The sequence below is a fragment of the Flavobacterium sp. FlaQc-47 genome, assembly GCF_044006475.1.
GTDB lineage: Bacteria > Bacteroidota > Bacteroidia > Flavobacteriales > Flavobacteriaceae > Flavobacterium.
In genome coordinates this window covers 271,338-294,328 of sequence record NZ_JBIPCQ010000001.1, presented here as the reverse complement: position 1 = coordinate 294,328, position 22,991 = coordinate 271,338, and the positions used below count along the sequence as shown (strand labels likewise).

Genomic DNA, 22,991 nt, shown 5'->3' with positions numbered 1-22,991 from the left:
TGCTCTGCAGTAATTTTTTTTTCTCTCTCCACATGTTTTTGAATTGATCTATTTTTTTTGCCTAATACCCAACTTTGTACCTGATCCATTATATTTCCAAAAGAAGCTGAATTTAAAATAAACAACGTAAAATTTACACCAAACAATATATACAAAAAAAAAAGATCCAACTTTCGCTGGATCTTTTTTTTATATATCAAACTTGCAATTATGCTTGTTTGTGTTTTTCTTCGATATTATGTTTTTCATCAGTTGAAATCGTGTCTACCAATACTGGTGTAGCGATAAATAATGAAGAATAAGTTCCTACAACAATACCTACTAACATTGCAAAGATAAATCCTCTGATAGATTCTCCACCAAAGATAAACATCGTTAACAATACAATGATCATCATTAATGACGTATTCAATGTTCTTGATAATGTAGTATTAATAGAAGCGTTTACGATATCTTCAAAACTACCTTTACGGTTTCCGATGATAAACTCTCTAACCCTGTCAAATACAATTACAGTATCATTCATAGAATAACCAATAACAGTAAGAATTGCAGCGATAAAGTGCTGATCCATTTCCATGTGGAAAGGCATGAATTTATAACATAAAGAGTAGATTCCTAATACAAAGATAACGTCATGCGCTACAGCTGCAATCGCACCTAATGAATATTGCCATTTACGGAAAGAAACCATTAAGTATAAAAAGATAGCTGCCATTGCACCAAGAACTGCCCAGTAAGAGTTTGTTTTAATATCTTCAGAGATAGAAGCTCCAACTTTAGAAGATTGTAAAACACCTACTTTTTTACCGTCAAACGTGTTAGTGAATTTATCATAAGTAACATTAGGGAAATATTTCTGTAATGCAGTATATAATTTTTGATTCACTTCTTCGTCGATAGCAACACCATCTTCTTTAATCTTATATTTTGTAGTGATTTTTAACTGATCATCATCACCTAAAATTTTAGCTTCAACAGGAGTTCCAAAAGCTGCAGATAACTCATCTGAAATTACAGTAGCATCTACTGGTTTTTCAAATTTTACCTGGAAAGTTCTTCCTCCAACAAAATCAACACCTTCATCTAATCCGTTAACGAAGAAGATAGATATCAAACTTACTACAACTACTATAGAAGAGAAGATATAAGTAAATTTCTTGATTTTAATAAAGTCAAAGTGGAAATTAGTAAACCAGTTTTTAGTAATATTTGTAGAGAAAGTTAAATCACCTTTTCCAGCAATATTTCTGTCGATAAAAATTCTAGCGATAAAAATTGATGTAAACATTGAAGTTACAATACCAATAAGTAAAGTTAAAGCAAAACCTTTAATTGGTCCTGTTCCAAAGATAAACAAGATTGCTCCGGTTAAAACGTGTGTTACGTTTGCATCAATAATAGAACGCATTGCACCGTGCCATCCGTAAGATGTAGCCACTGCTTCTGATAAAGATTTACCTTCACGTAATTCCTCTTTCGCTCTTTCAAATATAATAATATTCGCATCTACCGCTGTACCTAATGTAAGTACGATACCTGCAATACCTGGCAATGTAAGTACAAAACCAAAACTTGCCATAATTCCAAACAAGAAAAGTAAGTTTAATAATAATGCAAGATTAGCATACCAACCTGCTTTACCATAATAGAATACCATCCATAAACAAACTAATAAAAATCCTAATACAGATGAAATTGTACCTGCATCAATTGCAGCCTGACCTAAAGATGGTCCAACAACAGTTGACTGAACAATATCAGCAGAAGCCGGTAATTTACCTGCATTTAATACGTTAGCTAAATCTTTAGTTTCAGCTACATCAAATGAACCTGTAATTTCAGATCTTCCACCTGCGATTGGTCCACTAGTAACACCAGGAGCAGAATAAACAATATTATCTAAAACAATAGCAATATATCCTTTTTGAGAGAAAGCTCTTCCTGTTAATTCTTCCCAAACTTTAGCACCCTGACTGTTCATTTGCATAGAAACAGCTGGTTTTCCTAATTGGTCAAAAGTATCTTTTGCATCCGTAACAACACCACCGCTCATAGCAGGAACGTTATCTCTGTTACCTTTTAAAGCATATAATTCAACAGCTTCAAGGTCTTTTCCTTTTGCATCTTTAATAGAAGTTGGTTTACTCCAAACAAATTTTGCATTGTGTTGGTCAGCAGCTAATAAAACTCTGATATCTGCTCTTTTAAAGTAAGCATTTACAGTAGCAGTATCTTTTGTAGCAAAATAACCTAAAACTGGTCCGCCACCCTGACCTAACATTTTGTCAAATAATGGATTGTTTCCTTTTTTAGTATCTACAGAATCTTTAGTATCAGTTAATAAAGCATTCAATGAATCTTTAGCAACAGTTTTAGTTTCAGTTTTTTTAACTTCAGTCTTTTTTAGAGACTCGTTAGCAGCTACTAAAAAGTTTCCAATTTCTTCCACTTTATAAGTTTCCCAAAACTCTAATTGAGCTTTTCCACCTAATAATTTTTTAATTCTATCAACATCTTTAGCACCCGGAAGTTCTACTAGGATTCTTCCTGTTTCTCCTAATTTTTGAATATTAGGCTGAGTAACTCCAAATTTGTCGATACGCTCTCTTAATACTTTATAAGCACTTTCAACAGACTCATCAACTTTTCTTTTAATTACTTTTTGAACTTGTGAATCAGACATCTGAAAATCGATTCCACCTTCTCCTTGTAAACTTCTGTTTGCAAAAATATCTGGAGAAGCTAATTTTACAGTTCCGTTTGAATTCGCTTCAAAAGCTTCAAAAAACTTATTTAAATAGGTTTTGTTTCCTTCTAAATTTGCACTTGCATCAGCTAATGATTTATTAAATACCGGATTTTTAGAATTGTTAGACAAACCTCTTAAAACATCTTTAATAGAAATTTGAAGAATCACGTTGATTCCTCCTTCTAAGTCAAGACCTTTATTTAGTTGTTTGTTTTTTACTTCATTATAAGTAAAATCCGAAAAACCAAGGTTTAACACTTTTTCTTTACCAATAGAATCTAGGTATTTTAATTCCTTGTCAGGATTATCTCCTGCAAAAGCTTTAGCTTCACTTTTGACATTATTTGCCACAAAAGTGAAAGAGAGTTGGTAAATACTTACCAATGCAAATAGAATTGCGAAAAATTTAATAAGTCCTTTATTCTGCATTATTACTAAAAATTAATTATGTTTTATTGTTTGTTTTTGTTTTAAAGTACCATAAAATAAGCCCTGACATGATTTTTTAAAACTAAAAATTCCAGATCACGAATTACCACATTTTTTTTAAACCGAGCAAATATATAATTAACGAAAAGATTAACCAATTTATTTATTAATTAATCTTAAAAAAAAGACTGCAAAAGTGCAGTCTTTTCCTTTTTTTTCGAAAATCCTTATACTAAAATCGATTTTAGAGCATCATTCATGCCTCTAACCGCATCTGCACTTTTAGCAAATAAGGCTTTTTCCTGGTCATTTAATTTAATATCTAAGATTTCTTCTACTCCGTTTTTACCAATTATGCATGGCACACCTATACATATATCGTTTTGTCCATATTCTCCTTCAACAAAAACAGAACATGCAATCATTTTCTTCTGATCGTTCAAAATACTGTCAACAAGGAAGGCAACAGAAGCTCCCGGCGCATACCAGGCTGATGTTCCTAAAAGTCCTGTAAGTGTCGCTCCGCCAACCATTGTATCAGCAGCTACTTTTTGTAACACTTCTTCTGAAAGAAATTGGGTTACCGGAATTCCGTTGTAAGATGCCAGACGCGTTAAAGGAATCATAGTAGTATCACCATGTCCGCCTATAACCATTGCTGATATGTCGTTTGCAGGTTTGTCTAAGGCTAATGAAAGATAAGTTCTGAAACGAGAACTGTCTAACGCTCCACCCATACCAATAATTCTGTTTTTAGGTAATCCTGTTGATTTTAATGCTAAATAAGTCATAGTATCCATAGGATTAGAAACTACAACAATTATGGTATCAGGAGAAAATTTCAATACATTTTCAGCAACTGTTTTTACAATTCCTGCATTTATACCTATTAATTCTTCACGAGTCATTCCTGGCTTTCTTGGAATCCCTGATGTAATTACTACCACATCACTTCCAGCGGTTTTAGAATAGTCGTTGGTTACGCCAGATACTTTGGTATTAAAACCTGTATTTGTCGCACATTGCATAATATCCAACGCTTTACCTTCGGCAAAACCTTCTTTAATATCCAACAACACTACTTCGCTTGCAATTCCTCTATAAGAAATAACATCTGCACATGTAGCTCCAACATTTCCTGCTCCTACAATGGTAACTTTCATATTTTATACTTTATCGGTTATTAATTAATTTGTTTATTTCGTAAATCGACAATTCGTTTAATCGTCTAAGTAAATTTAAACAATTAAACGAATTGATGATTATAATTTATTATGCATCGATATTTGCGTAGACTGCATTTTTCTCGATAAATTCTCTACGTGGCGGAACTTCATCGCCCATTAACATGGAGAAAACTCTATCAGCTTCAGCCAGACTATCAATATTTACCTGACGTAAAGTTCTAAAGCTCGGATCCATTGTAGTTTCCCACAATTGCTCTGCGTTCATCTCTCCAAGACCTTTATAACGTTGAATAGCAGCACTTCCGCCCATTCTCTCATTTGCCTGATCACGTTGAACGTCATTCCATGCGTATTCTTTTTTATTTCCTTTTTTCACTAAGTACAAAGGTGGCGCAGCGATATAAACGTGCCCTTCTTCGATCAATTCTTTCATGAAACGGAAGAAGAATGTTAATATTAAGGTAGAAATGTGACTACCATCGACATCGGCATCACACATGATGATCACTTTATGATATCTTAGTTTTTCCAGATTCAAGGCTTTACTGTCTTCCGCAGTACCTACGGTAACTCCTAAAGCCGTAAAGATGTTACGAATCTCTTCGTTTTCGAATACTTTATGGTGCATCGCTTTTTCAACGTTCAAAATCTTACCACGTAATGGTAAAATCGCCTGAAATGCACGATCACGACCTTGTTTTGCTGTTCCACCAGCCGAATCTCCCTCGACAAGGTAAACCTCACATCTTGCAGGATCCTGCTCAGAACAATCTGAAAGTTTTCCCGGTAATCCACCACCGCCCATAACGGTTTTACGCTGTACCATTTCACGTGCTTTTTTTGCAGCGTGACGGGCTTGTGCAGCAAGAATTACTTTTTGGATAATGATACGGGCATCATTTGGATTTTCTTCCAAATAATTCTCTAACATTTCTCCAACTGCCTGAGAAACCGGAGAAACTACTTCTCTGTTTCCCAGCTTTGTTTTTGTCTGACCTTCAAATTGCGGCTCTTGTACTTTTACCGAAATAATAGCCGTTAATCCTTCACGGAAATCATCTCCCGCAATTTCGAATTTCAGTTTATCCAACATTCCGGATGCATCTGCATATTTTTTAAGGGTTCTTGTCAAACCACTTCTAAAACCTTGTAAATGCGTTCCTCCTTCGTGTGTATTAATATTATTTACGTAAGAGAAAATATTCTCTGTATAACTTGTATTATAAATCAAGGCAACCTCAACCGGGATTTCACCTTTTTCGTGATCCATGCTGATAACGTGAGAAATAATTGGCTCACGGTTACCATCTAAATAACGAATATATTCTTTAAGACCTTCATCTGAGTGAAAAACTTCTACTTTGAATTCGCCTTTATCATCAACCTCTCTTTTGTCTGTAAACGTAATTGTAATTCCTTTGTTTAAGAAAGAAAGCTCACGCATACGAGCTGATAAAGTATCATACGAGAATTCTATAGTTTGAGTAAAAATAGTATCATCAGGATAAAATGTCTGACGCGTACCTCTTTTTTCTGTTTCCCCAACTTGTTTGACAGGATAAATTGCTTTACCTCTTTCGTATTCTTGTTCGTAGATTTTACCGTCTCTGAAAACAGTAGATTTCATATGAACCGAAAGTGCATTTACAACCGAAACCCCAACACCGTGTAAACCTCCGGAAACTTTATAAGAATCTTTATCGAATTTACCTCCGGCACCAATTTTAGTCATTACTACCTCAAGTGCCGAAACACCTTCTTTTTTATGTAAATCAACTGGAATACCACGACCGTTATCTTCAACTGTTACTGAACCGTCTTCGTTAATTGCAACACCAATAGTATCACAATGTCCTCCCATTGCCTCATCAATAGAGTTATCAACAACCTCATAAACCAAATGATGCAGCCCTCGAACCCCTACATCTCCAATATACATCGATGGACGCATTCTTACGTGCTCCATTCCTTCTAATGCCTGAATACTATCTGCTGAATAATTGTTCTTCTTGATTTCTTCGCTCATATAATTTATTCTAAAAATGTAATTATTGTCTAACACGCAAATATATAAAAACGCAAATTATATATCCGTTAAAATACGATTTAAAGCACTTAAGTTATCAACACAATTGTGTGAAAAATCAAAAATAAATTCCAAATTCCAAAAATTATCCTCTTTAAGAAAGAAATTTCAATTTTAAATCCAAAAAAAATAAATTAAATCCCAATTTTGAAATTCCAAATTACAAATCTGTAAATAAAAAATCCGAATCTAACACTTGAAATGTTATTTCGGATTTTTTAATAATTTATTCAGTCTTCAATTTGGAATTTGAAATTCCTCATTGGAATTTGGAATTTCAAAATTGCAATTTATTCTTTTTTCGGAATTTAACCCTAGACTGTAACTCCGGCTTTTGAAATTTCAATCCCGGCTTTTACGTGAGCTGCATTTGCTCTTCCGCTTGGATCTTGATTTTCCTGCCATTTCGGAATCCATTTTCGTACTGTTTGTGCCGCACTGACTTGTGGGTAAAATTTATGAAAAACAGACCTGTAAAAATAAGCCTCTTTTGTTGTTGGCGAATTGTATGGGAATTCGGCACTTGCTCCTGCTAATTGCTCATCAGAAACCTGTGTTGCACAATATTCAATTAATTCGTCGATCCAGTTATATCCAACTCCATCTGAAAACTGTTCTTTTTGTCTCCATAAAATTTCAGTTGGCAAATAAGGATTTTCAGCCGTATCAAATGCTTTTCTTAAAATATATTTTTCAATTCCATCATACGTTTTTGGCTGTTTTTCTTCTGTTCTGATTCTGATAGAAACATCTAAAAAATCTTTATCTAAAAACGGAATTCTAATTTCTAATCCATGTGCCATTGTTGCTTTATCTGCGCGCAATAAATCGGCAGTAAACAACTTCTGAACTCTTTCAATTGTCTCATCCTGAAATTCTTCTGCAGATGGTGCATTTCTAAAATACAAATGTCCCCCAAAAACCTCATCAGCTCCTTCTCCTGAAAGGATCGCTTTAATTCCCTGATCTGCAATTTCTTTAGACAACAAATACAAAGGAACTGCTGCTCTTACCGAAATAATATCGTAAGTCTCAATATGATAAATTACTTTTTCTAAAATAGAAACGCCTTCTTCTACCGTAAAATGAATTTCATGATGCTCTGTACCTAAAAACTCAGCTGCTTTTCTTGCCGCTATATTATCAGGTGAATCTGCATCCAGACCTATAGAAAAAGAATGTAATTTTTCGCCTCTTTCAGCAAACAACCTGGAAGCTATTGACGATAATAAAGACGAATCTAAACCTCCGGAAAGTAAAACTCCAATAGGAACTTCGCTCATTAAACGCTTACGGGTTGCTTCAATTAATGATTCGCGGACTAAATCAAGATCTAATAATTTATTAGCATTTGAATGATCTTCATACTCCGGATTATAATATTTTACAAAACCTGTTTTGCCTGTATAATAATGCCCAGGAGGAAAAGTTGAAAATGATTTACACTGATCGGCAATTGACTTCATTTCCGAAGAAAAATAAATTCTGCCTCTTTCGTCTAATCCATAATACAAAGGCTTAACTCCAACCGCGTCTCTGGCTGCGATATAATTGTCTCCATCAACAATTACAAACGCAAAATCACCATCAAGCATATTACAAAACTTATACCCAAATTCTTCGTACAGATGCACAATAACTTCAGAATCTGATTTTGTTCTAAAAGTATGATCTTTTAAAACAGTATCTTTTAATTCCTGATAGTTGTATATTTCTCCGTCATGGACCATCCATGCCTTATCAGTTCCCTGAATAGGCTGTTTGCCCGATTTTAGATCGATAATAGACAAACTTTCATGGCAAATAATACTGCCATTTTCCATAATATGCAAATCACTTTCATCGGGACCACGATGCGACATTCTTGTAGAAAGCTCTTTTACGAGTTGCGGGTCTTTTCCTTTACCTATAACGGCCAATAATCCAGACATACTATTCTATATTTTTTATTTATTTTATTTTTAGTCGCTATCAAATCGAGCAACTAAATATGTATTATGATTTATAAATTTCAGCTAAACTAAATATTGTTTTTTGCTTTTCTGTAATAATACAATTACAATATTATGAATTTTATTTTATTTTCAGCTAATGCCAAATATAAAAAAGAAAGTCAAATAATTATCTAAAAACACCATTTAAGTAACTGAAATAATATAATTTAACAATATTAGACAAGAAAAACGTCCTCAAAATGAGAACGTTTTTTCAGAAAATAATATATACTAATTCTAATAATTCTTGTTTAGGCCTTCGCGTAAGCATCATCATGAACGCTTGCTACAGCTCTTCCTGAAGGATCATTCATGTTTTTGAAAGCTTCATCCCACTCTAATGCAATTTTTGTACTACAAGCTACACTTGCTTCCTGAGGCACGCATAATGCCGCTGCATCACTTGGAAAATGTTCTGCAAAGATGGAACGATAGTAATATTCCTCTTTGGAAGTTGGCGTTTGTAATGGAAATTTATATTTCGCATTTGCTAATTGCTCATCCGAAACTGCTTCACCAACTACTTCCTTCAAAGTATCAATCCAGCTATATCCTACTCCGTCTGAGAATTGTTCTTTTTGTCTCCATGCTACACTTTCCGGCAACATATCTTCAAAAGCTTTACGAACTACCCATTTTTCCATTGGGTGCTCTTTGTTGATCATTTTATCTTGCGGGTTGATGCGCATGGCAACATCCATAAATTCTTTATCCAAAAACGGTACACGACCCTCAATTCCCCACGCTGCTAAACTTTTGTTGGCACGTAAACAATCGTACATATGAAGTTTACCTAATTTACGAACGTTTTCTTCGTGAAATTCTCTTGCATTTGGCGCTTTATGAAAGTATAAATATCCACCAAATAACTCATCTGCACCTTCACCGGACAATACCATTTTGATTCCCATGGATTTGATAACTCTCGCCATTAACCACATTGGAGTTGAGGCTCTAACCGTAGTTACATCATACGTTTCAAGGTTGTAAATCACATCACGAACAGCATCTAAACCTTCCTGAATAGTGAATTTAATTTCATGGTGAATTGTTCCAATATGTTTTGCAACAATCTGAGCTGCTGCTAAATCAGGAGAACCTTCAAGTCCTACTGAAAAAGAGTGCAATTGCGGATACCAAGCATCTGTTGTATCATCTGACTCTATACGTTTTTGTGCATATTTTTTGGCTACAGCCGAAGTAATAGACGAATCTAAACCTCCCGAAAGTAAAACTCCGTAAGGAACATCACTCATTAATTGTCTGTGAACCGCAGCTTCTAATGCTTTTTTGATTTCAGGAATACTGGTTTCGTTATCTTTTACCGCATCATAATCTGTCCAGTCTCTTTTGTACCATTGTACAAATTCACCGTCTTTACTTGTCATATAATGCCCCGGAGGAAACAATTGGATTTTTGTACAATATCCTTCTAAAGCTTTCAATTCTGAAGCTACATAGAAAGTTCCATCCTGATCCCAACCAATGTAAAGCGGAATAATTCCCATGTGATCACGAGCGATAAAATACTCATCTTTTTCAACATCATAAATTGCAAATCCGAAGATTCCGTTCATTTCGTCCACAAAATGAGGACCTTTTTCTTTATAAAGTGCTAAGATAACTTCGCAGTCACTTTCAGTTTGAAAGTTGTATTTTCCTTCAAATTGTTTACGCAATTCTCTGTGGTTGTAAATTTCACCATTTGCAGCTAAAACCAATTTTTTATCTTCTGTAAATAAAGGCTGTTTTCCTGAAGCTGGATCTACAATCGCCAAACGCTCATGAGACATAATTGCCTTATCATTGCTGTAAATTCCGCTCCAGTCCGGTCCACGGTGGCGAATGATTTTAGACATTTCTAATACTTGAGGTCTTAATGCTTCAGCTTTTTGTTTTAGATCAAAGGCACATACTATTCCACACATAATTATATATTTTTATATTTAAATTTCATTTTGATAAGGCAAAGATGCATTAATGGTTACAATTGAAAAACACAAATGCATAAATAAGTTACAATTATAAACCATAATTTGGATTTTACATATAAAATGCAAAATTTTAACACAAAATAAAGCTCCAAACTTGAAGATTTCAATTTCAGGAATAAATCAAGTATAAAAACTAAGCTTTGAAAGAAAACTTTGAATTAAATATTGGGATATTTCAGAATCAATGAAAGATTCTTAAAGAGAAAGAGAAAAGCTGTAGCGGAATTATTGTTTTGCGATTTATTGTCATCCTGACGGAGGAAGGATAACAATAGAAACTCAATAAAGATTGCCCGATTTTGTATACGAAATTACTTGTTTTAAACTTCCTCTGTTATTATGAAAGATTGCGTCAATTAACGTGTAGTCCCTACGGAACAATTTATCATCTGGTCATTGTTTTTTCTACCAATATTTAACTCCTAACGGAGTATATTTTGAGAAATTGAATATCGTTTAAAAAAAACAAATATTTAAAGCATAAGCTAATGTATCTCGGAGAGATCAAATGTTGGTAAAAAAATTGTGGCGGAATTATTGTTTTACACTTCCTATGTCATGATGAAAATATTACGTCAATTAAGGTGTAGTCCCTACGGGACAATTTATCATCTGGTCATTGTTTTTTCTACCAATATTTAACTCCTAACGGAGTATATCTTTAGAAATTAAATGTCGTTTAAAAATATAAATATTAAAACATAAGCGAATATCGGAGAGATTAAAATGTCGCTAAAAAAATATCAACATTAAGGCATGAATGAATATATCTCGGAGAGATTAAATGTTGGTAAAAAAAATAAGCGTAAAATAAAATTGTCCCGTAGGGACTAAACGTAAAAACGCAAATTACAAGACACTCTCAATAATATAATGCGTCTTATTAATTTCAAAAGTAAACCCAACCTTATTCCCCATCAAATGAGAGCCAAGCGGAGATTGCGGAGAAAGCGCAATAACATTGATACCATCAATAGCAATTTTAGGAAGTGCTACACTCACATACAAATAAATTCCGTTTGCTTTTACCAAACTTCCCGAAATTATATTTTCAGTTGTTTTGGAAGAGTCAATTTTATCTAAAATGGCCTTTTGGGTTATGGCTTCTTTTAATTTATTAGTTAGTTTTTCCTGCTCGATATGCATCATCGACAAAGCCGTCTCATGCTTATCTCCGGCAGAACCTTTAGCATCGTTTTTAGAATCTTCGGTCAAAGCCGAAATCATGTCCCTGAAAACATCTATGCGGTCCTGAACCATTTGAAGGTAATGTGAATGTGTTTTTTGTTTAAAAGTCATTTTTTAAGATACTGAGGTGCTAAGTTACAAAGGTGCAAAGGTTTTTTACTTCTGCAATTTTTTTTGCCACGAATTACACAAATTTTCACTAATTATAAAAAACAAAGTTCGCTGAATCTAAAAAAGACTTAGCGAACCTTACGTAAAACTTTGCGACCTTTGCGGTTAGGAAACCTTAAAAATCGAATTTATAATTTCCTCCAACTAACACCTGGAATCCTTGTACAGGATAATTAAGCCATTTTTCGTAAGCCTGATTTCCTATGTTGTTTAATTTCAAGAAAAAGGTCAAACGTTCGTTGTATTTATATCCTAAATGTGCATTGGCATCAAAATAACTTTTTAAAGTAAGAATCACAGGATCAGTTCCTAAATCCAGATTCGATTGCATGTCTTTACGTTCTCCTACATAAAAAATATTCAATCCTGCATACCATTGTTTCGTGATATTAACGTCCAGATTTGAACTCAATTTCATCGATGGTAAATTCCATGCTTCAAGTCCGTCGTATTTGTAACTATTAAAAGTTCCGTTAATTCCGAAAGAAACATTTCTTGAAAAATCAGCTTTTAATTCTCCGTAAAAACGGAAGGTTCTTACATCATCATAAACAACGCCAAAAGAATTCCCGAAGGCATAATTTTGATTCGAAAAATCTTCTGTATAATCATTTGCTTTATACAAAGCTTTGTCTTTTTCATTTAAATACGAACCTGTTAAGTTGTAATTGATATTGTTTGCCAATTTACCTTTTAAACCTGCAAAAACTGTATACTGATTATTAGTTGGTTTCATGTTTAAAGTTGGAGATAAAAACGGATTATCTGTCACAAAATCAGCGTATGAATTTTGTTCTAATCCACCATTTACACCCGTATAGAAAATCATTAAATCACCTACTAATTTATAGGAAGCATTTACTTTTGGATAAATATAAAACTTCTTTCCACTATTTTCAGAATCTAAACCGTAAAATAATCCTGCTCCTAATTCTAAAGTCCAGTCGTTTTCAAGAATTACAAAACTAGGTTCGATTCCAAAATTTGTCAAGCTATATTTTAAAGGTTCTGTATTATTAAGCGTATAATTATGTTCAAAAGATCCGCTGACATGGTCAACAATGATATTGGTATTTATTGATTGATCCATGACCTCTACTTTGAAAGTAGGTTTTACATAAAAACGATTTTCTGAAGAAGAAAAACTATCCGAGAAATGCGTAAACTTAGTGGCTATTTTACTAAAAATCCCTTCGTTAAATTCTATATTCCCTCCTAACGAAATAGTATTATAAGAATGATTAGGATTGATTCCTCTTATTAAATCATCACGCGTTTGTCCTGCTAAATTTAAGCCGAATTCTGCCGGTAAACCGTACCAGTTGTACAATTGATTTTGATATCCTAATTCAACATTCCAGGCCATATCACGGTTATTTACACCGTAAGCCACATTTAAAGCCGTATCATAAAACTCATCATTAAGATCAACACCTTTAATTCCGCCTTGAGACGAATGATGGCGGAACATTCCTGCAACATAATCATTATTTCCCAAATCCTGATTTACGAACAATTCAGCATTTAAAGTACCATAATTTCCAACTCCTAAAGTCGCATAATTATTAAATAATTTTTCTCTTTTTGATTTCTCAACACCTTCTGCTTTTCCTTTTGAAGGGGTAAATGTAGAAGCCACCGGAACTGATAAAATACTATATTTAATAGTTTCTTTAGGCTGATTTCCCGTATCGTCAAGTGAAGGAGTTTCCTTTACTTTAAAAGCATCTGAAATAGTTGGCGAATAAGGCTTTACCACGTTTACAGTTTCTGTACCAATCGTTTCATTTTTCTTTTGCGAAAACGAAAGCTGGACAACAAACAATACTAGTATAATAATGGTTTTATTCTGGCAATTTATTTTCATATTTATTTTTTTTGAGAGAAAAGATGAAAGAGTAAAGAAGAAAGACTTCTGTTTGGTTCTCAATTTTCTCTATATTTTTTTATTCTATTGTCTATATCTATTCTCTTTATTCTATTCTCTTTATTCTATTCTCTTGCTTCTTTATCATCTTGCTTCTATTCTCTTGCTTCTATATTCTTTTATCTAAAACTTAAGCTTCCCACTCTCCTTTTGCAACAAACTGAGCGTCTCCACCTATTTTAATATCAAACTCATTGTCGTTTAAACTTCCTTTAAAATAAATCTGAGACGGACGACCTATATAATCTCCCTGATAATTAATTAAATCAATTTCAGGTTTATTATATTTTAGTAAAAAAGCTTGTAAACAAGTACTCGCGCTTCCCGTTGCAGCATCTTCAACCAATTGATTGTGTTCAATACACAACATTCTGCTAAACAATTTTGAACCTTCTAAATAATAAAAATATAAACCTCTATGACTTGTTTTACAATTCTTTTTAAGCCATTCATCTGTTTTATCTTTGTCTAAAACTAAATTTTCCAAAGCTCTTTTACTACTTAATCCAACCATTACAAAGGCACTTCCGGTTGTTACTTCCTGAACAGGAAATTGATTTTCAAAATCATGATTTTCTAGATTACTAAATACTGTAATGTCTTCTTTCGAAAAAATATCCCAAAATTTTGGCTGCGCCGCTTTTAACCAAATCAAACCTTCAGATTGATGAATTGCAATGGGCCCAATTGGAACGTTTAATTTTATATGCTGCGGCGAATTATCAAATACTTTATTCATTAAAACCCATGAAGTCCCAATTATTGGATGTCCCGCAAATTGCATCTCCTGAGATGGTGTAAATATTTTTATCTCTGCCTTATTATTTTCTTTATCAAGTTTTGTGATAAACGTACTTTCGGCGAAATTAATTTCGCGCGCAATTTGCTGCATTTCTGCTGAACTTAATTTTTCTGCATCCAAAAAAACCGCCAATTGATTACCGGCATATTTTTTATCCGCAAAAACATCAACTATATAAAAAGGTAAACTCATATTTTTTTATTGTGAAATGTAATTTGTGAAATGTAAAATGCCCTTGTATCCACATTTTACATCTAACATTTAACTATTTATTAATAGACGAATTCGTTTTAGACTCTTCAACTTTTATTGCACCAAGTTCTTTTTTAGCTTCTTCAACAACATCCGGATAATCCGTAAAATTGTTGATTACGTTATCTAAAATATATGTTGCCTGATAACTGTCTTTTAAACCGTAGAAGTTTTTCGCCATTAAAACCAAACTTTTTGCTCCGTAATATTTATAAGCCGAATAATTTTTAGCCAGTTTTTGAACCGAAACATTTGACGCATCAAACTTGCCTTCTTTTGTTTTAAAATAAGCATCATAATACAACGCTTCTGCCGCTAATTCGCCTTTTGATGTTGCTGATAATTTGGCGTAAGCCGCTTTTGCCTTATCCTCATCACCAGTTTGCATTGCTGCACGTGCAACGATAATTTGTGCATCGGCTTTTACGTTTGCATCGGCTTTTACATTTTGCAACACTTTGTCAGCATATTTAACCGAGTTATCATAATCTTTTTTGTCATAATAACATTTCATCAAATTAGCCTGAGCAAAACTTTTATTTTGAGCCGACTCAGATTCATTTTCCAATCTTGTCAAAACCGGAACCGATTTATCACAATCTTTTGCTTTCAGGAAAATCTGTGACAATTTCATTAAAGATTGTTCTGTAAATTCGTTTCCTGCCTGAGCAATTACATATTGATAATTAGCGATCGATTTAGTTTCTGAACCTTCTGCATAATACAATTGCGCCAGATAAAAATTAGCTTCTAATGTATGAAGTCCTGTCGAAAATTTACTGATGTAACCTGTAAAACCGGTTATTGCCAGTTTGCTGTTATTTTGACTATATTGTTTAAAAGCTGCATCATAAGTATCATTGTCAAGTTCAGCATCTGTAACTGCAACAAAGTCTAAAGTACGAACCCATGTTGCATATTCATCTACTTTTCCAGAATCCACATAAATCAATCTTGCCGTTGAAACGGCCTCTAAAGCTTCTGGAGTTTTAGGGAATTCTGCCGCTACTTTTTTAAATTTAACCAATGCCTGATCATCACGATCTGAATTGTAATAAATCAAACCTTGTTTTAAAATTGATTTTGAAGTAAATGCGCCATTTTTGTATTCTGATATTAACTGATCATACGTTTTAAGCGCCTGATCATTCTTTTTCTCCGATACATAAGTATTTCCTAATTCGTATAAAGCATCATCACGATATTCTGATTTTTTATACATCTGAAGAAAATTATTCAGCTCGTCAACTTTCTTATCATTTTTAGACATGAATCCGTAAGAAATCGCTTTTTGAAACTGAGCATAATCGGCATCAACACCTTTTCCTTCAATTGCTTTTGCATAAGCTTCATTTGCCGCAGTATATTTTGCACTTACAAAACGGCAATCACCTAAACGTAAATAAGAGTCGTTTAAACGAACTTTATCTTCTTTTGAATTATCGATTTGTGCCTGAAAAGAAGTTGCGGCCTGATCATATTCTTTCAATTTAAAATAAGTGTATCCTATATTATAATTGATGTTTTTATACTCGTCTGTAGTTTTGGCAGCAGCCTGACCAGCAAACTGTTTATAACTTAATAATGCATTCTGGAAATCACCTGTCACATATTCGGTTTCTGCTTTCCAGAAAGCCGCACGTGCAGTAAATTCAGGCGTTTTTTGTTCGCTGATCGCACTTTTGAACATTTTTCCTGCTTCCTGATAATTCGATTCATTATACAATTCCAAACCTCTGTAAAAAAGAACTTTTTGATAAGCCGCTTTATTTTCTGCAGATCTGTTTTTCTCTAATAAACTTAAAGCTTCCTTATAGTTTTTAGTCGAAATATAAGAATCAACCAAAAGTTTTTCAATTTCAGATCGGCTTGAATTGTTTGGATATTTTTTAAGGAAATCAAGTAAAATTCCAGGCACAGTTTGATACGCGTTCCCAATATCATAACTCACTTTAGCATAATTTAATGCTGCGTCTTCCTGAATTTGTGCATTGAAATCCATTTCCGAAGCATTTTTAAAAGCATTTAAAGCTTCTTGCTTTTTGCCTGTATTCAAATAACTTAAACCTAAATGATAATAGGCATTTTGAGCTACGAAATCTTTTCCTTCGATGATTTTATTGAATTGGGAAATTGCTTTTTCATACTCTTTTTTCTCGTAATAGGCATAACCCAACTGATAGAAATCAGTATTATTCCATTTTCCTTTTTTACCGGCGTATTTCTCTAAAAACGGAATCGCCTTATCGTATTGTTTTAAATTGAAATAACTTTCCCCGATAATTTTATTAAGTTCAGATTTCTCAAGTTCATTTGATTTAGACATTGCGGTTTGTCCCAAATCAATTGCTTTCTGGAAATTCCCCAATTTAAAATTCATATCGGCCTGATAATAAGAAAGTTTCTCTTTATACTTTTCTTCGCCTGAAACTTCATCAAAATATTTGGTCGCTTCTTTATAATCATCACCTTCATAAGCCATAAATCCCAGATAATACTTTGCCTGAGAACCAAATTCCGGAGAGTTTACTACTTTATTAAAGTAAGTCGTGGCTTCTTTTTTCTTTTTGGCATTAAAGTAAGCATATCCTTTTTGGAAATTAAATTTATCCGAATCCGATTTACTCATGTAACTTTCATCCACTTTGTCGAACCATTGCAAGGCTTTTGGATAATTTCCCTGTTCAAAGAAAAACTGGGCAACTTCAATATAAGCCTGATTTTGTTTAGTGCTTGTTGGATAATCTGTTACGAATTTTTCCATCAAAGCATCAGCATTTGCTTTATTGGTTCTAATGGCGCAATTAGCGATGTAATACGCACAATCTGACTGAACTTCCTCGGTCGTTGCATTGTTTTTTACATGCTCAAAAATAAGTTGTGCCGAGGCGTATTGTTTGTCATTATATAAAGCCAGTGCTTTGTCAAATTCCTTTAGGTCGTACGTGTAAATAGCTGATTTTTGTGCCGAAACTATGGTCGAAATAAGGATAATTGGTAATAAAAAGAACCAGGAAAGTTTACGCATTTTAATTATATTTAGTATTCAAATGTATCATTTTATACCGTTTATAACGAAACGTTTCAGGCTTTTATTATGACAAATATTTCAACATAGATATTTATTATCCTATAAAAAAATTCAAATCAAACCACATAAGTAATATAAGTAATTATAAGTTAGATGATTTACGAACTTTGTCTGGCGGTTTTAACTCATCTATTATTATGGATAAAAACCTGCAATAGTATTTACTAAAATGAATTTATATGACGTATATGGTTTAAAATTTCATTTCAATATTTTATAAGAAATGATTCAAATTTATTTTGAATCCAAGCGTTATCTTACTACTTTTACCAATCAAATCAATTTATTATGTCACAAACCGTACTGTCTCTTAAAGAAGTCACTATATATCAGGAAGGAAGAAAAATTTTATCTCATATTAATTTAGATGTTAACCACGGTGAATTTATCTACATCATTGGAAAAACAGGATCTGGAAAAAGTAGTTTCTTAAAAACTTTATATGCTGATTTACCCTTATCAGAAGGTGAAGGTCATATCGTTGAGTTTGATTTAGCGACTTTAAAAGAGAAAGATATTCCGTATTTGAGACGTAAAATCGGAATCGTATTTCAGGATTTTAAATTGCTTCCGGACCGTTCTGTAAAAAACAATATGCTTTTTGTTTTAAGGGCTACAGGATGGGTTGACAAAGATGGAATGGAACGCAAAATCGATGAAGTTCTGGACAAAGTTGGTATGAAAGAATATGTGAACAAAATGCCACATCAGCTTTCCGGTGGTGAGCAACAGCGTGTTGCCATTGCAAGAGCGTTACTAAATGATCCTGAATTTATCCTTGCCGATGAGCCTACCGGAAATTTAGATCCACAAACAAGCTCTGAAGTTCTTGAAGTACTGAAAAAAATTAACGCTAACGGAAAAACTGTTATCATGGCAACTCATGATTATGCTTTATTGATGAAGTTCCCGTCTAAAACATTAAAATGTGAAGACGAGAGAATTTTTGAAGTTGTGCAAAGAAGTGTGTAATGCTTTCTATACTCGTTCCGGTTTACAACTATAATGTTTTTCCACTTGTTTTAGAGCTTAAAAAGCAAGCAGATTATTTAAAAATTGAATATGAAATCATTGTTCAGGATGATGTCAGTCAAAACTTTATTTCTGAAAATACTGAAATAAATTCACTTTCAAATTGCAGCTTTTCTATCAATGCAAAAAACTTAGGAAGAGGAAAAAACATCAATTTATTATGCTATAAATCGAAATACGAATATGTTTTGATTATGGAAGCTGATTCTATTCCAGAGAACAAATCCTATATAAAAAACTTCATAGAATTAATATCAAAATCACCCATAGTGATTTTTGGTGGCGTTAAATATCCAGAAATCCCTCCTTCAATAGAAAAAGTACTGCGTTGGAAATATGGAATAAATAGAGAAATTAAATCTATAAAACATAGACTTAAAAACAAGTATGATTTTGTTTTTACCTGGAATCTACTTTTAAAGAAAGAAATTCTTTTACAATTCCCATTCCCTGAGTATGTAACTGAATATGGATATGAAGACTTCATTTTTATAAAAAATTTACGCTTAAATTCTGTCCCAATAATTCATATTGAAAATTTCTTAATTCATTATAACGATGAAGAAAGCATTGAATTTATAAAAAAATCTGAAAGAGCTGCTCAAAATTTACACGATTTAGTTCAGTCACAAAAAATTGATTCTAATGATGTTAAATTAAGTAAGGCATTTGCCCTTTTAAAATCGTTTTATCTGCTTGGGATTGTAAAAGCAATATATCGAATGACAAAAAAAAGAGTAATAAATAATCTGAGATCAGAAAATCCGAATTTATATTTATTAGATTTTCACAAATTAGGTTTCTACAGTGATTTAAAAAACAATTAGTTATGATCTTTTTTTCTGTTGTAATTCCGCTATATAATAAAGCTCTTTATATTGAAAACACTTTAAAAAGCGTTCTCAGCCAAAACTTTACAGATTATGAAGTAATAATTATCAATGACGAATCTACGGATGAAAGTGAAGATGTAGTTCGTAAATTTAATGATAAAAGAATTCAAATATTCACTCAGAAAAATCAAGGCGTTTCTGTGGCGAGAAATCTTGGAATAGAAAAATCAAAAGGAAAACTTATTGCTTTTCTTGATGCTGATGATTATTGGTATCCAAATCATTTAGAGGAATTAGCCAATTTATATCATGATTTCCCTAATTGCGGAATATATTGCTCACGACATAAAATCAAAACAGCAAAAAATTATTTTCAAATTCCGGCTTATCATGCAATAGATTCAACATTTAAAGGAGTTGTATCAGATTATTTTGGATCAAACAAGCATTTTAGAATAACATGGACTTCATGTCTGGCAATACCAAAAGAAATTTTAGCAAATTTTACAGGATTTACACCAGTTGTATCAAATGGTCAGGATCTGGAATTGTGGACTAAAATTGGAATAAAATATCCGGTCGCTATTACAAATACAATCACAGCCATTTATAATAATGATATTCCTGACAGTCTTGCCAAGAAGAATATTAGTTCGATGAGCTTAATGGATTTTGAGCAATTTAAAATCTCTGAACAACAAAATACATCTTTAAAAAAATTCCTCGATTTGTATCGAATTGAATATGCCTTACGTTATTATACATTTGGATTTAAAAACAAAAGTTCCTTCTATCTCAAAGATGTTGACAGGGAAAACATCAGTTTTAAAATTCGTTTTTTATTGAAGTTACCTCCATTTTTTTTGAGATTATTACTGAAAACAAAAAATTTATTAAAAAAAATGGGAATGGATTTTTCTATTTATGGTTAGAATAATTCAAAAATTCATCAAAATTCCTGATATAATCTTCTTCGATATAAATATCTGAGGCAACTACTAAACAGACTGAACCTGAAGAAAAATTTTGAAGTTCTCTCCAAATTCCCGGATTAATTAATAATCCTTCAGAAGGTTTATCTAATGTAATAATTTGTTCTTCTTTTCCATCTTTCAAAACAACATCAAAACTCCCGCTTAAAGCTACCAAAAATTGTTGCAGATCTTTATGTGCATGTCCACCACGTTCTGCACCACTTGGCACGTCATATAAGTAATAAACTCTTTTAATATCAAATGGAACAGTATCATTTTCAATTACAGAGAGATTCCCTCTATAATCTTCTATTTTAGGAATTGATAAAATTTTTACTCCTTTATTCTTTATTTTCATGTAATTTTTGAATTTTTTGATGTCCGTTCTTTGAGCTTTTAAGCATTGTATTCAATTGGTTAAATTTTAATTTATACTGTTTTAAATCAAAAAACAACTTTATAAATATCCAAAAAATATAATTCTTACCAAAAATTCTTGTAGCCAACGCTCCTTCAATAAAATATTTTTCTATAGCATTTTTTTTGTTTGAAGAAGTCAGTCCCTGATGTTTTACAATTACTTCAGATTCAAAAACAAGTTGTAGTTTTTCATTTTTTAAATCTGATAGAAAAACAGCTTCTTCACCCATTTCAAAAAAGCTTCCCAATCCAAAATTTTCATCAAAACGAATATTGAACTTTTCATAAATTTTCTTGTTAAGCGTTATTTCTATTGAACTTGAATTAAAAATATCAAAAATAGATAAACTTTTTTTAGAATAAGAAGGATATTTTTTCATTAACTTGCCACTTACCTGTACAGCGCAAAAATTGATTACAACAGCATTAGGAAATTTATTATAAGCATAAATTATTTTATCAATAAACCCTTCTTGATAAACTACATCGTCATCAGTAACTAAAAGGATTTTTCCACTTGCATTTTCAAGGGCCAAATTTCTACTTTTAGACAAACCTTTTTCAAAAGAATTGAAAACCTTGATATTACAATATTCTGAATTTAAAATTTGACTGCTTTTTGTTTGATTAACTACTAGGATTCTAAAATGAGAAAAGTGCAAAAATGGAAACATCGGTTTTAAAAAGTCTAACGAAATCTGATTCATTGTCGAAATTAGGATTTCAATATCAGTTTCCTTAAAAATTTCTAAATTATGTTCCATAGTGAAACAAATGTAAAAATACTGAATGAAAGAATACATTTAAAAATCCACTTTTTTAATTTATTATTACATACTTGTTATTGGAAACCAAAAACCCAAATAATATTTTCTTAATTTTGTTTTTTTTTTAAAGAGTTTTATACATTTTATGTCAAACTTTCCATTAGTAACAATTATTTGTTTGTGCTACAATCATGATAAATTTGTGGTTGAATCACTCAATTCAGTCTTAAATCAGACTTATGAAAATATTGAACTTATTATTGTCGATGATTGCAGTAAAGATTCATCGGTGGCAACAATTGAAAAATGGCTAAAAAATTATTCACAAATAAAATTCATCTCAAACAAAATTAATTTTGGAAATACTAAAACATTCAATAAAGTACTACAGTTCGCAAATGGAGATTATATAATAGATTTAGCCGCTGACGATGTTTTACATCCTGAAAGTGTTGAAAAGCAAATTCATTGTTTTCAAAATTCGAATCTAAAAAACCTGGCAGTTGTATACGGAAACGCTGAAATAATTTCAGAAAACAATACTCATGTTAGTTATTATTACGAAGTCAATACCAAACAAAAAGTAATCAAAAAACCTGCTACTGGAGATATTTACTTATCAATATTGAATCAAAGTACCATGTTGTGTTCCGTTTCGTCAATGATAAAACGAGAAGTTTTGGAAGAATTAGATGGTTACGATGAAAATCTGGCGTATGAGGATTTAGACCTTTGGATTAGAACAGCCAGAAACTATAACTTCGAATTTATCGACTGTGTCTTAATCAAAAAAAGAAAACTCGAAAGTTCTCTTGGAAGTCAATTTTATAAAAAATTCAATTCCTCCACCAGAAAGATTAATCGTTCCTCCTACCTAATTATAAAAAAAACGATTACACTAAATAAATCAAAAATAGAAAATAAGGCACTTTTAAAAAGACTTCATTATGAAATGATGAAAGCATATAAAACTTATGATCTTGGATTGTTTTTACAATATGTACCTTTGGAATTGAAATTGAGATTTTTATGAATTCTTTAGATTGCAAAAACAATTAATTGACTTCCAAATAATATCTTTAATATACTAAT

15 protein-coding genes are annotated in these 22,991 nt (G+C 32.3%); 4 read left to right on the top strand and 11 right to left on the bottom strand.

Annotation, left to right across the window (positions count from 1 at the left end):
- Positions 1-208: 208 nt before the first annotated feature.
- The 9 genes from secDF to ACHRVX_RS01020 all read right to left on the bottom strand — a co-directional run bounded on the left by secDF (position 209) and on the right by ACHRVX_RS01020 (position 17,810).
- Positions 209-3,181 carry a protein translocase subunit SecDF gene (gene secDF, locus ACHRVX_RS01060; RefSeq protein ID WP_395328017.1) on the bottom strand — a complete coding sequence of 991 codons (2,973 nt, stop codon included), beginning with the start codon at positions 3,179-3,181 and terminating at the stop codon, positions 209-211.
- A 227-nt stretch (positions 3,182-3,408) separates the two neighbouring features.
- The gene (gene mdh / locus ACHRVX_RS01055; protein WP_395328015.1) at positions 3,409-4,344 is read right to left on the bottom strand and encodes a malate dehydrogenase; all 936 of its coding nucleotides are present in this window, start codon (positions 4,342-4,344) and stop codon (positions 3,409-3,411) included.
- A gap of 109 nt (positions 4,345-4,453) precedes the next feature.
- Entirely contained in the window at positions 4,454-6,394 is a 1,941-nt protein-coding gene (gyrB, locus tag ACHRVX_RS01050) for a DNA topoisomerase (ATP-hydrolyzing) subunit B (RefSeq protein WP_395328012.1), read from the bottom strand.
- Between the two features lie 374 nt (positions 6,395-6,768).
- Positions 6,769-8,385: an asparagine synthase B gene (asnB, locus tag ACHRVX_RS01045; protein WP_395328010.1), complete on the bottom strand. Its 1,617-nt coding sequence runs from the start codon at positions 8,383-8,385 to the stop codon at positions 6,769-6,771.
- A gap of 314 nt (positions 8,386-8,699) precedes the next feature.
- Positions 8,700-10,376 (bottom strand): asparagine synthase B, encoded by a 1,677-nt coding sequence (asnB, locus tag ACHRVX_RS01040; protein ID WP_395328008.1) that lies wholly within the window; start codon positions 10,374-10,376, stop codon positions 8,700-8,702.
- 915 nt (positions 10,377-11,291) lie between these two features.
- On the bottom strand, positions 11,292-11,741 hold the full coding sequence (locus tag ACHRVX_RS01035; protein ID WP_395328005.1) for a hypothetical protein: 450 nt from the start codon (positions 11,739-11,741) through the stop codon (positions 11,292-11,294).
- A 175-nt stretch (positions 11,742-11,916) separates the two neighbouring features.
- The gene (locus ACHRVX_RS01030; protein ID WP_395328002.1) at positions 11,917-13,668 is read right to left on the bottom strand and encodes a TonB-dependent receptor; all 1,752 of its coding nucleotides are present in this window, start codon (positions 13,666-13,668) and stop codon (positions 11,917-11,919) included.
- 190 nt (positions 13,669-13,858) lie between these two features.
- The gene (locus tag ACHRVX_RS01025; RefSeq protein WP_395327999.1) at positions 13,859-14,722 is read right to left on the bottom strand and encodes a PhzF family phenazine biosynthesis protein; all 864 of its coding nucleotides are present in this window, start codon (positions 14,720-14,722) and stop codon (positions 13,859-13,861) included.
- Between the two features lie 73 nt (positions 14,723-14,795).
- On the bottom strand, positions 14,796-17,810 hold the full coding sequence (locus tag ACHRVX_RS01020) for a tetratricopeptide repeat protein (RefSeq protein WP_395327996.1): 3,015 nt from the start codon (positions 17,808-17,810) through the stop codon (positions 14,796-14,798).
- 351 nt (positions 17,811-18,161) lie between these two features.
- Here ACHRVX_RS01020 and ACHRVX_RS01015 point away from each other — a divergent pair, with 351 nt between their 5' ends.
- The 3 genes from ACHRVX_RS01015 to ACHRVX_RS01005 are packed head-to-tail and all read left to right on the top strand — an operon-like array spanning position 18,162 to position 20,670.
- Positions 18,162-18,845 (top strand): cell division ATP-binding protein FtsE, encoded by a 684-nt coding sequence (locus ACHRVX_RS01015; RefSeq protein ID WP_395327993.1) that lies wholly within the window; start codon positions 18,162-18,164, stop codon positions 18,843-18,845.
- A complete protein-coding gene (locus ACHRVX_RS01010) occupies positions 18,845-19,732 on the top strand; it encodes a glycosyltransferase (protein WP_395327990.1) in 888 nt (295 codons plus the stop codon). Before ACHRVX_RS01015 ends, ACHRVX_RS01010 begins: the two co-directional genes overlap by 1 nt.
- Before the next feature lie 2 nt (positions 19,733-19,734).
- Positions 19,735-20,670 carry a glycosyltransferase family 2 protein gene (locus tag ACHRVX_RS01005; RefSeq protein ID WP_395327988.1) on the top strand — a complete coding sequence of 312 codons (936 nt, stop codon included), beginning with the start codon at positions 19,735-19,737 and terminating at the stop codon, positions 20,668-20,670.
- Here the strand turns inward: ACHRVX_RS01005 and ACHRVX_RS01000 are convergent.
- Both ACHRVX_RS01000 and ACHRVX_RS00995 read right to left on the bottom strand, forming a co-directional pair.
- Positions 20,657-21,070 (bottom strand): sugar 3,4-ketoisomerase, encoded by a 414-nt coding sequence (locus ACHRVX_RS01000; RefSeq protein WP_395327985.1) that lies wholly within the window; start codon positions 21,068-21,070, stop codon positions 20,657-20,659. The two genes, ACHRVX_RS01005 and ACHRVX_RS01000, sit on opposite strands and share 14 nt — an antisense overlap.
- Positions 21,054-21,839: a glycosyltransferase gene (locus ACHRVX_RS00995; protein WP_395327982.1), complete on the bottom strand. Its 786-nt coding sequence runs from the start codon at positions 21,837-21,839 to the stop codon at positions 21,054-21,056. The genes ACHRVX_RS01000 and ACHRVX_RS00995 overlap by 17 nt, the downstream gene beginning before the upstream one ends.
- A gap of 205 nt (positions 21,840-22,044) precedes the next feature.
- Here ACHRVX_RS00995 and ACHRVX_RS00990 point away from each other — a divergent pair, with 205 nt between their 5' ends.
- Positions 22,045-22,932, top strand: coding sequence for a glycosyltransferase family 2 protein (locus ACHRVX_RS00990; RefSeq protein ID WP_395327979.1), 888 nt, complete (start codon positions 22,045-22,047; stop codon positions 22,930-22,932).
- Positions 22,933-22,991 lie beyond the last annotated feature (59 nt).

Excerpts from the sequence above, each read along its gene's own strand:
- secDF (WP_395328017.1), bottom strand. The coding sequence starts at position 3,181 with ATGCAGAATAAAGGACTTATTAAATTTTTCGCAATTCTATTTGCATTG.
- ACHRVX_RS01000 (WP_395327985.1), bottom strand. The coding sequence starts at position 21,070 with ATGAAAATAAAGAATAAAGGAGTAAAAATTTTATCAATTCCTAAAATA.
- mdh (WP_395328015.1), bottom strand. The coding sequence starts at position 4,344 with ATGAAAGTTACCATTGTAGGAGCAGGAAATGTTGGAGCTACATGTGCA.
- asnB (WP_395328008.1), bottom strand. The coding sequence starts at position 10,376 with ATGTGTGGAATAGTATGTGCCTTTGATCTAAAACAAAAAGCTGAAGCA.
- ACHRVX_RS01030 (WP_395328002.1), bottom strand. The coding sequence starts at position 13,668 with ATGAAAATAAATTGCCAGAATAAAACCATTATTATACTAGTATTGTTT.
- ACHRVX_RS01035 (WP_395328005.1), bottom strand. The coding sequence starts at position 11,741 with ATGACTTTTAAACAAAAAACACATTCACATTACCTTCAAATGGTTCAG.
- gyrB (WP_395328012.1), bottom strand. The coding sequence starts at position 6,394 with ATGAGCGAAGAAATCAAGAAGAACAATTATTCAGCAGATAGTATTCAG.
- asnB (WP_395328010.1), bottom strand. The coding sequence starts at position 8,385 with ATGTCTGGATTATTGGCCGTTATAGGTAAAGGAAAAGACCCGCAACTC.
- ACHRVX_RS01005 (WP_395327988.1), top strand. The coding sequence starts at position 19,735 with ATGATCTTTTTTTCTGTTGTAATTCCGCTATATAATAAAGCTCTTTAT.
- ACHRVX_RS01020 (WP_395327996.1), bottom strand. The coding sequence starts at position 17,810 with ATGCGTAAACTTTCCTGGTTCTTTTTATTACCAATTATCCTTATTTCG.
- ACHRVX_RS00990 (WP_395327979.1), top strand. The coding sequence starts at position 22,045 with ATGTCAAACTTTCCATTAGTAACAATTATTTGTTTGTGCTACAATCAT.
- ACHRVX_RS01010 (WP_395327990.1), top strand. The coding sequence starts at position 18,845 with ATGCTTTCTATACTCGTTCCGGTTTACAACTATAATGTTTTTCCACTT.
- ACHRVX_RS01015 (WP_395327993.1), top strand. The coding sequence starts at position 18,162 with ATGTCACAAACCGTACTGTCTCTTAAAGAAGTCACTATATATCAGGAA.
- ACHRVX_RS00995 (WP_395327982.1), bottom strand. The coding sequence starts at position 21,839 with ATGAATCAGATTTCGTTAGACTTTTTAAAACCGATGTTTCCATTTTTG.
- ACHRVX_RS01025 (WP_395327999.1), bottom strand. The coding sequence starts at position 14,722 with ATGAGTTTACCTTTTTATATAGTTGATGTTTTTGCGGATAAAAAATAT.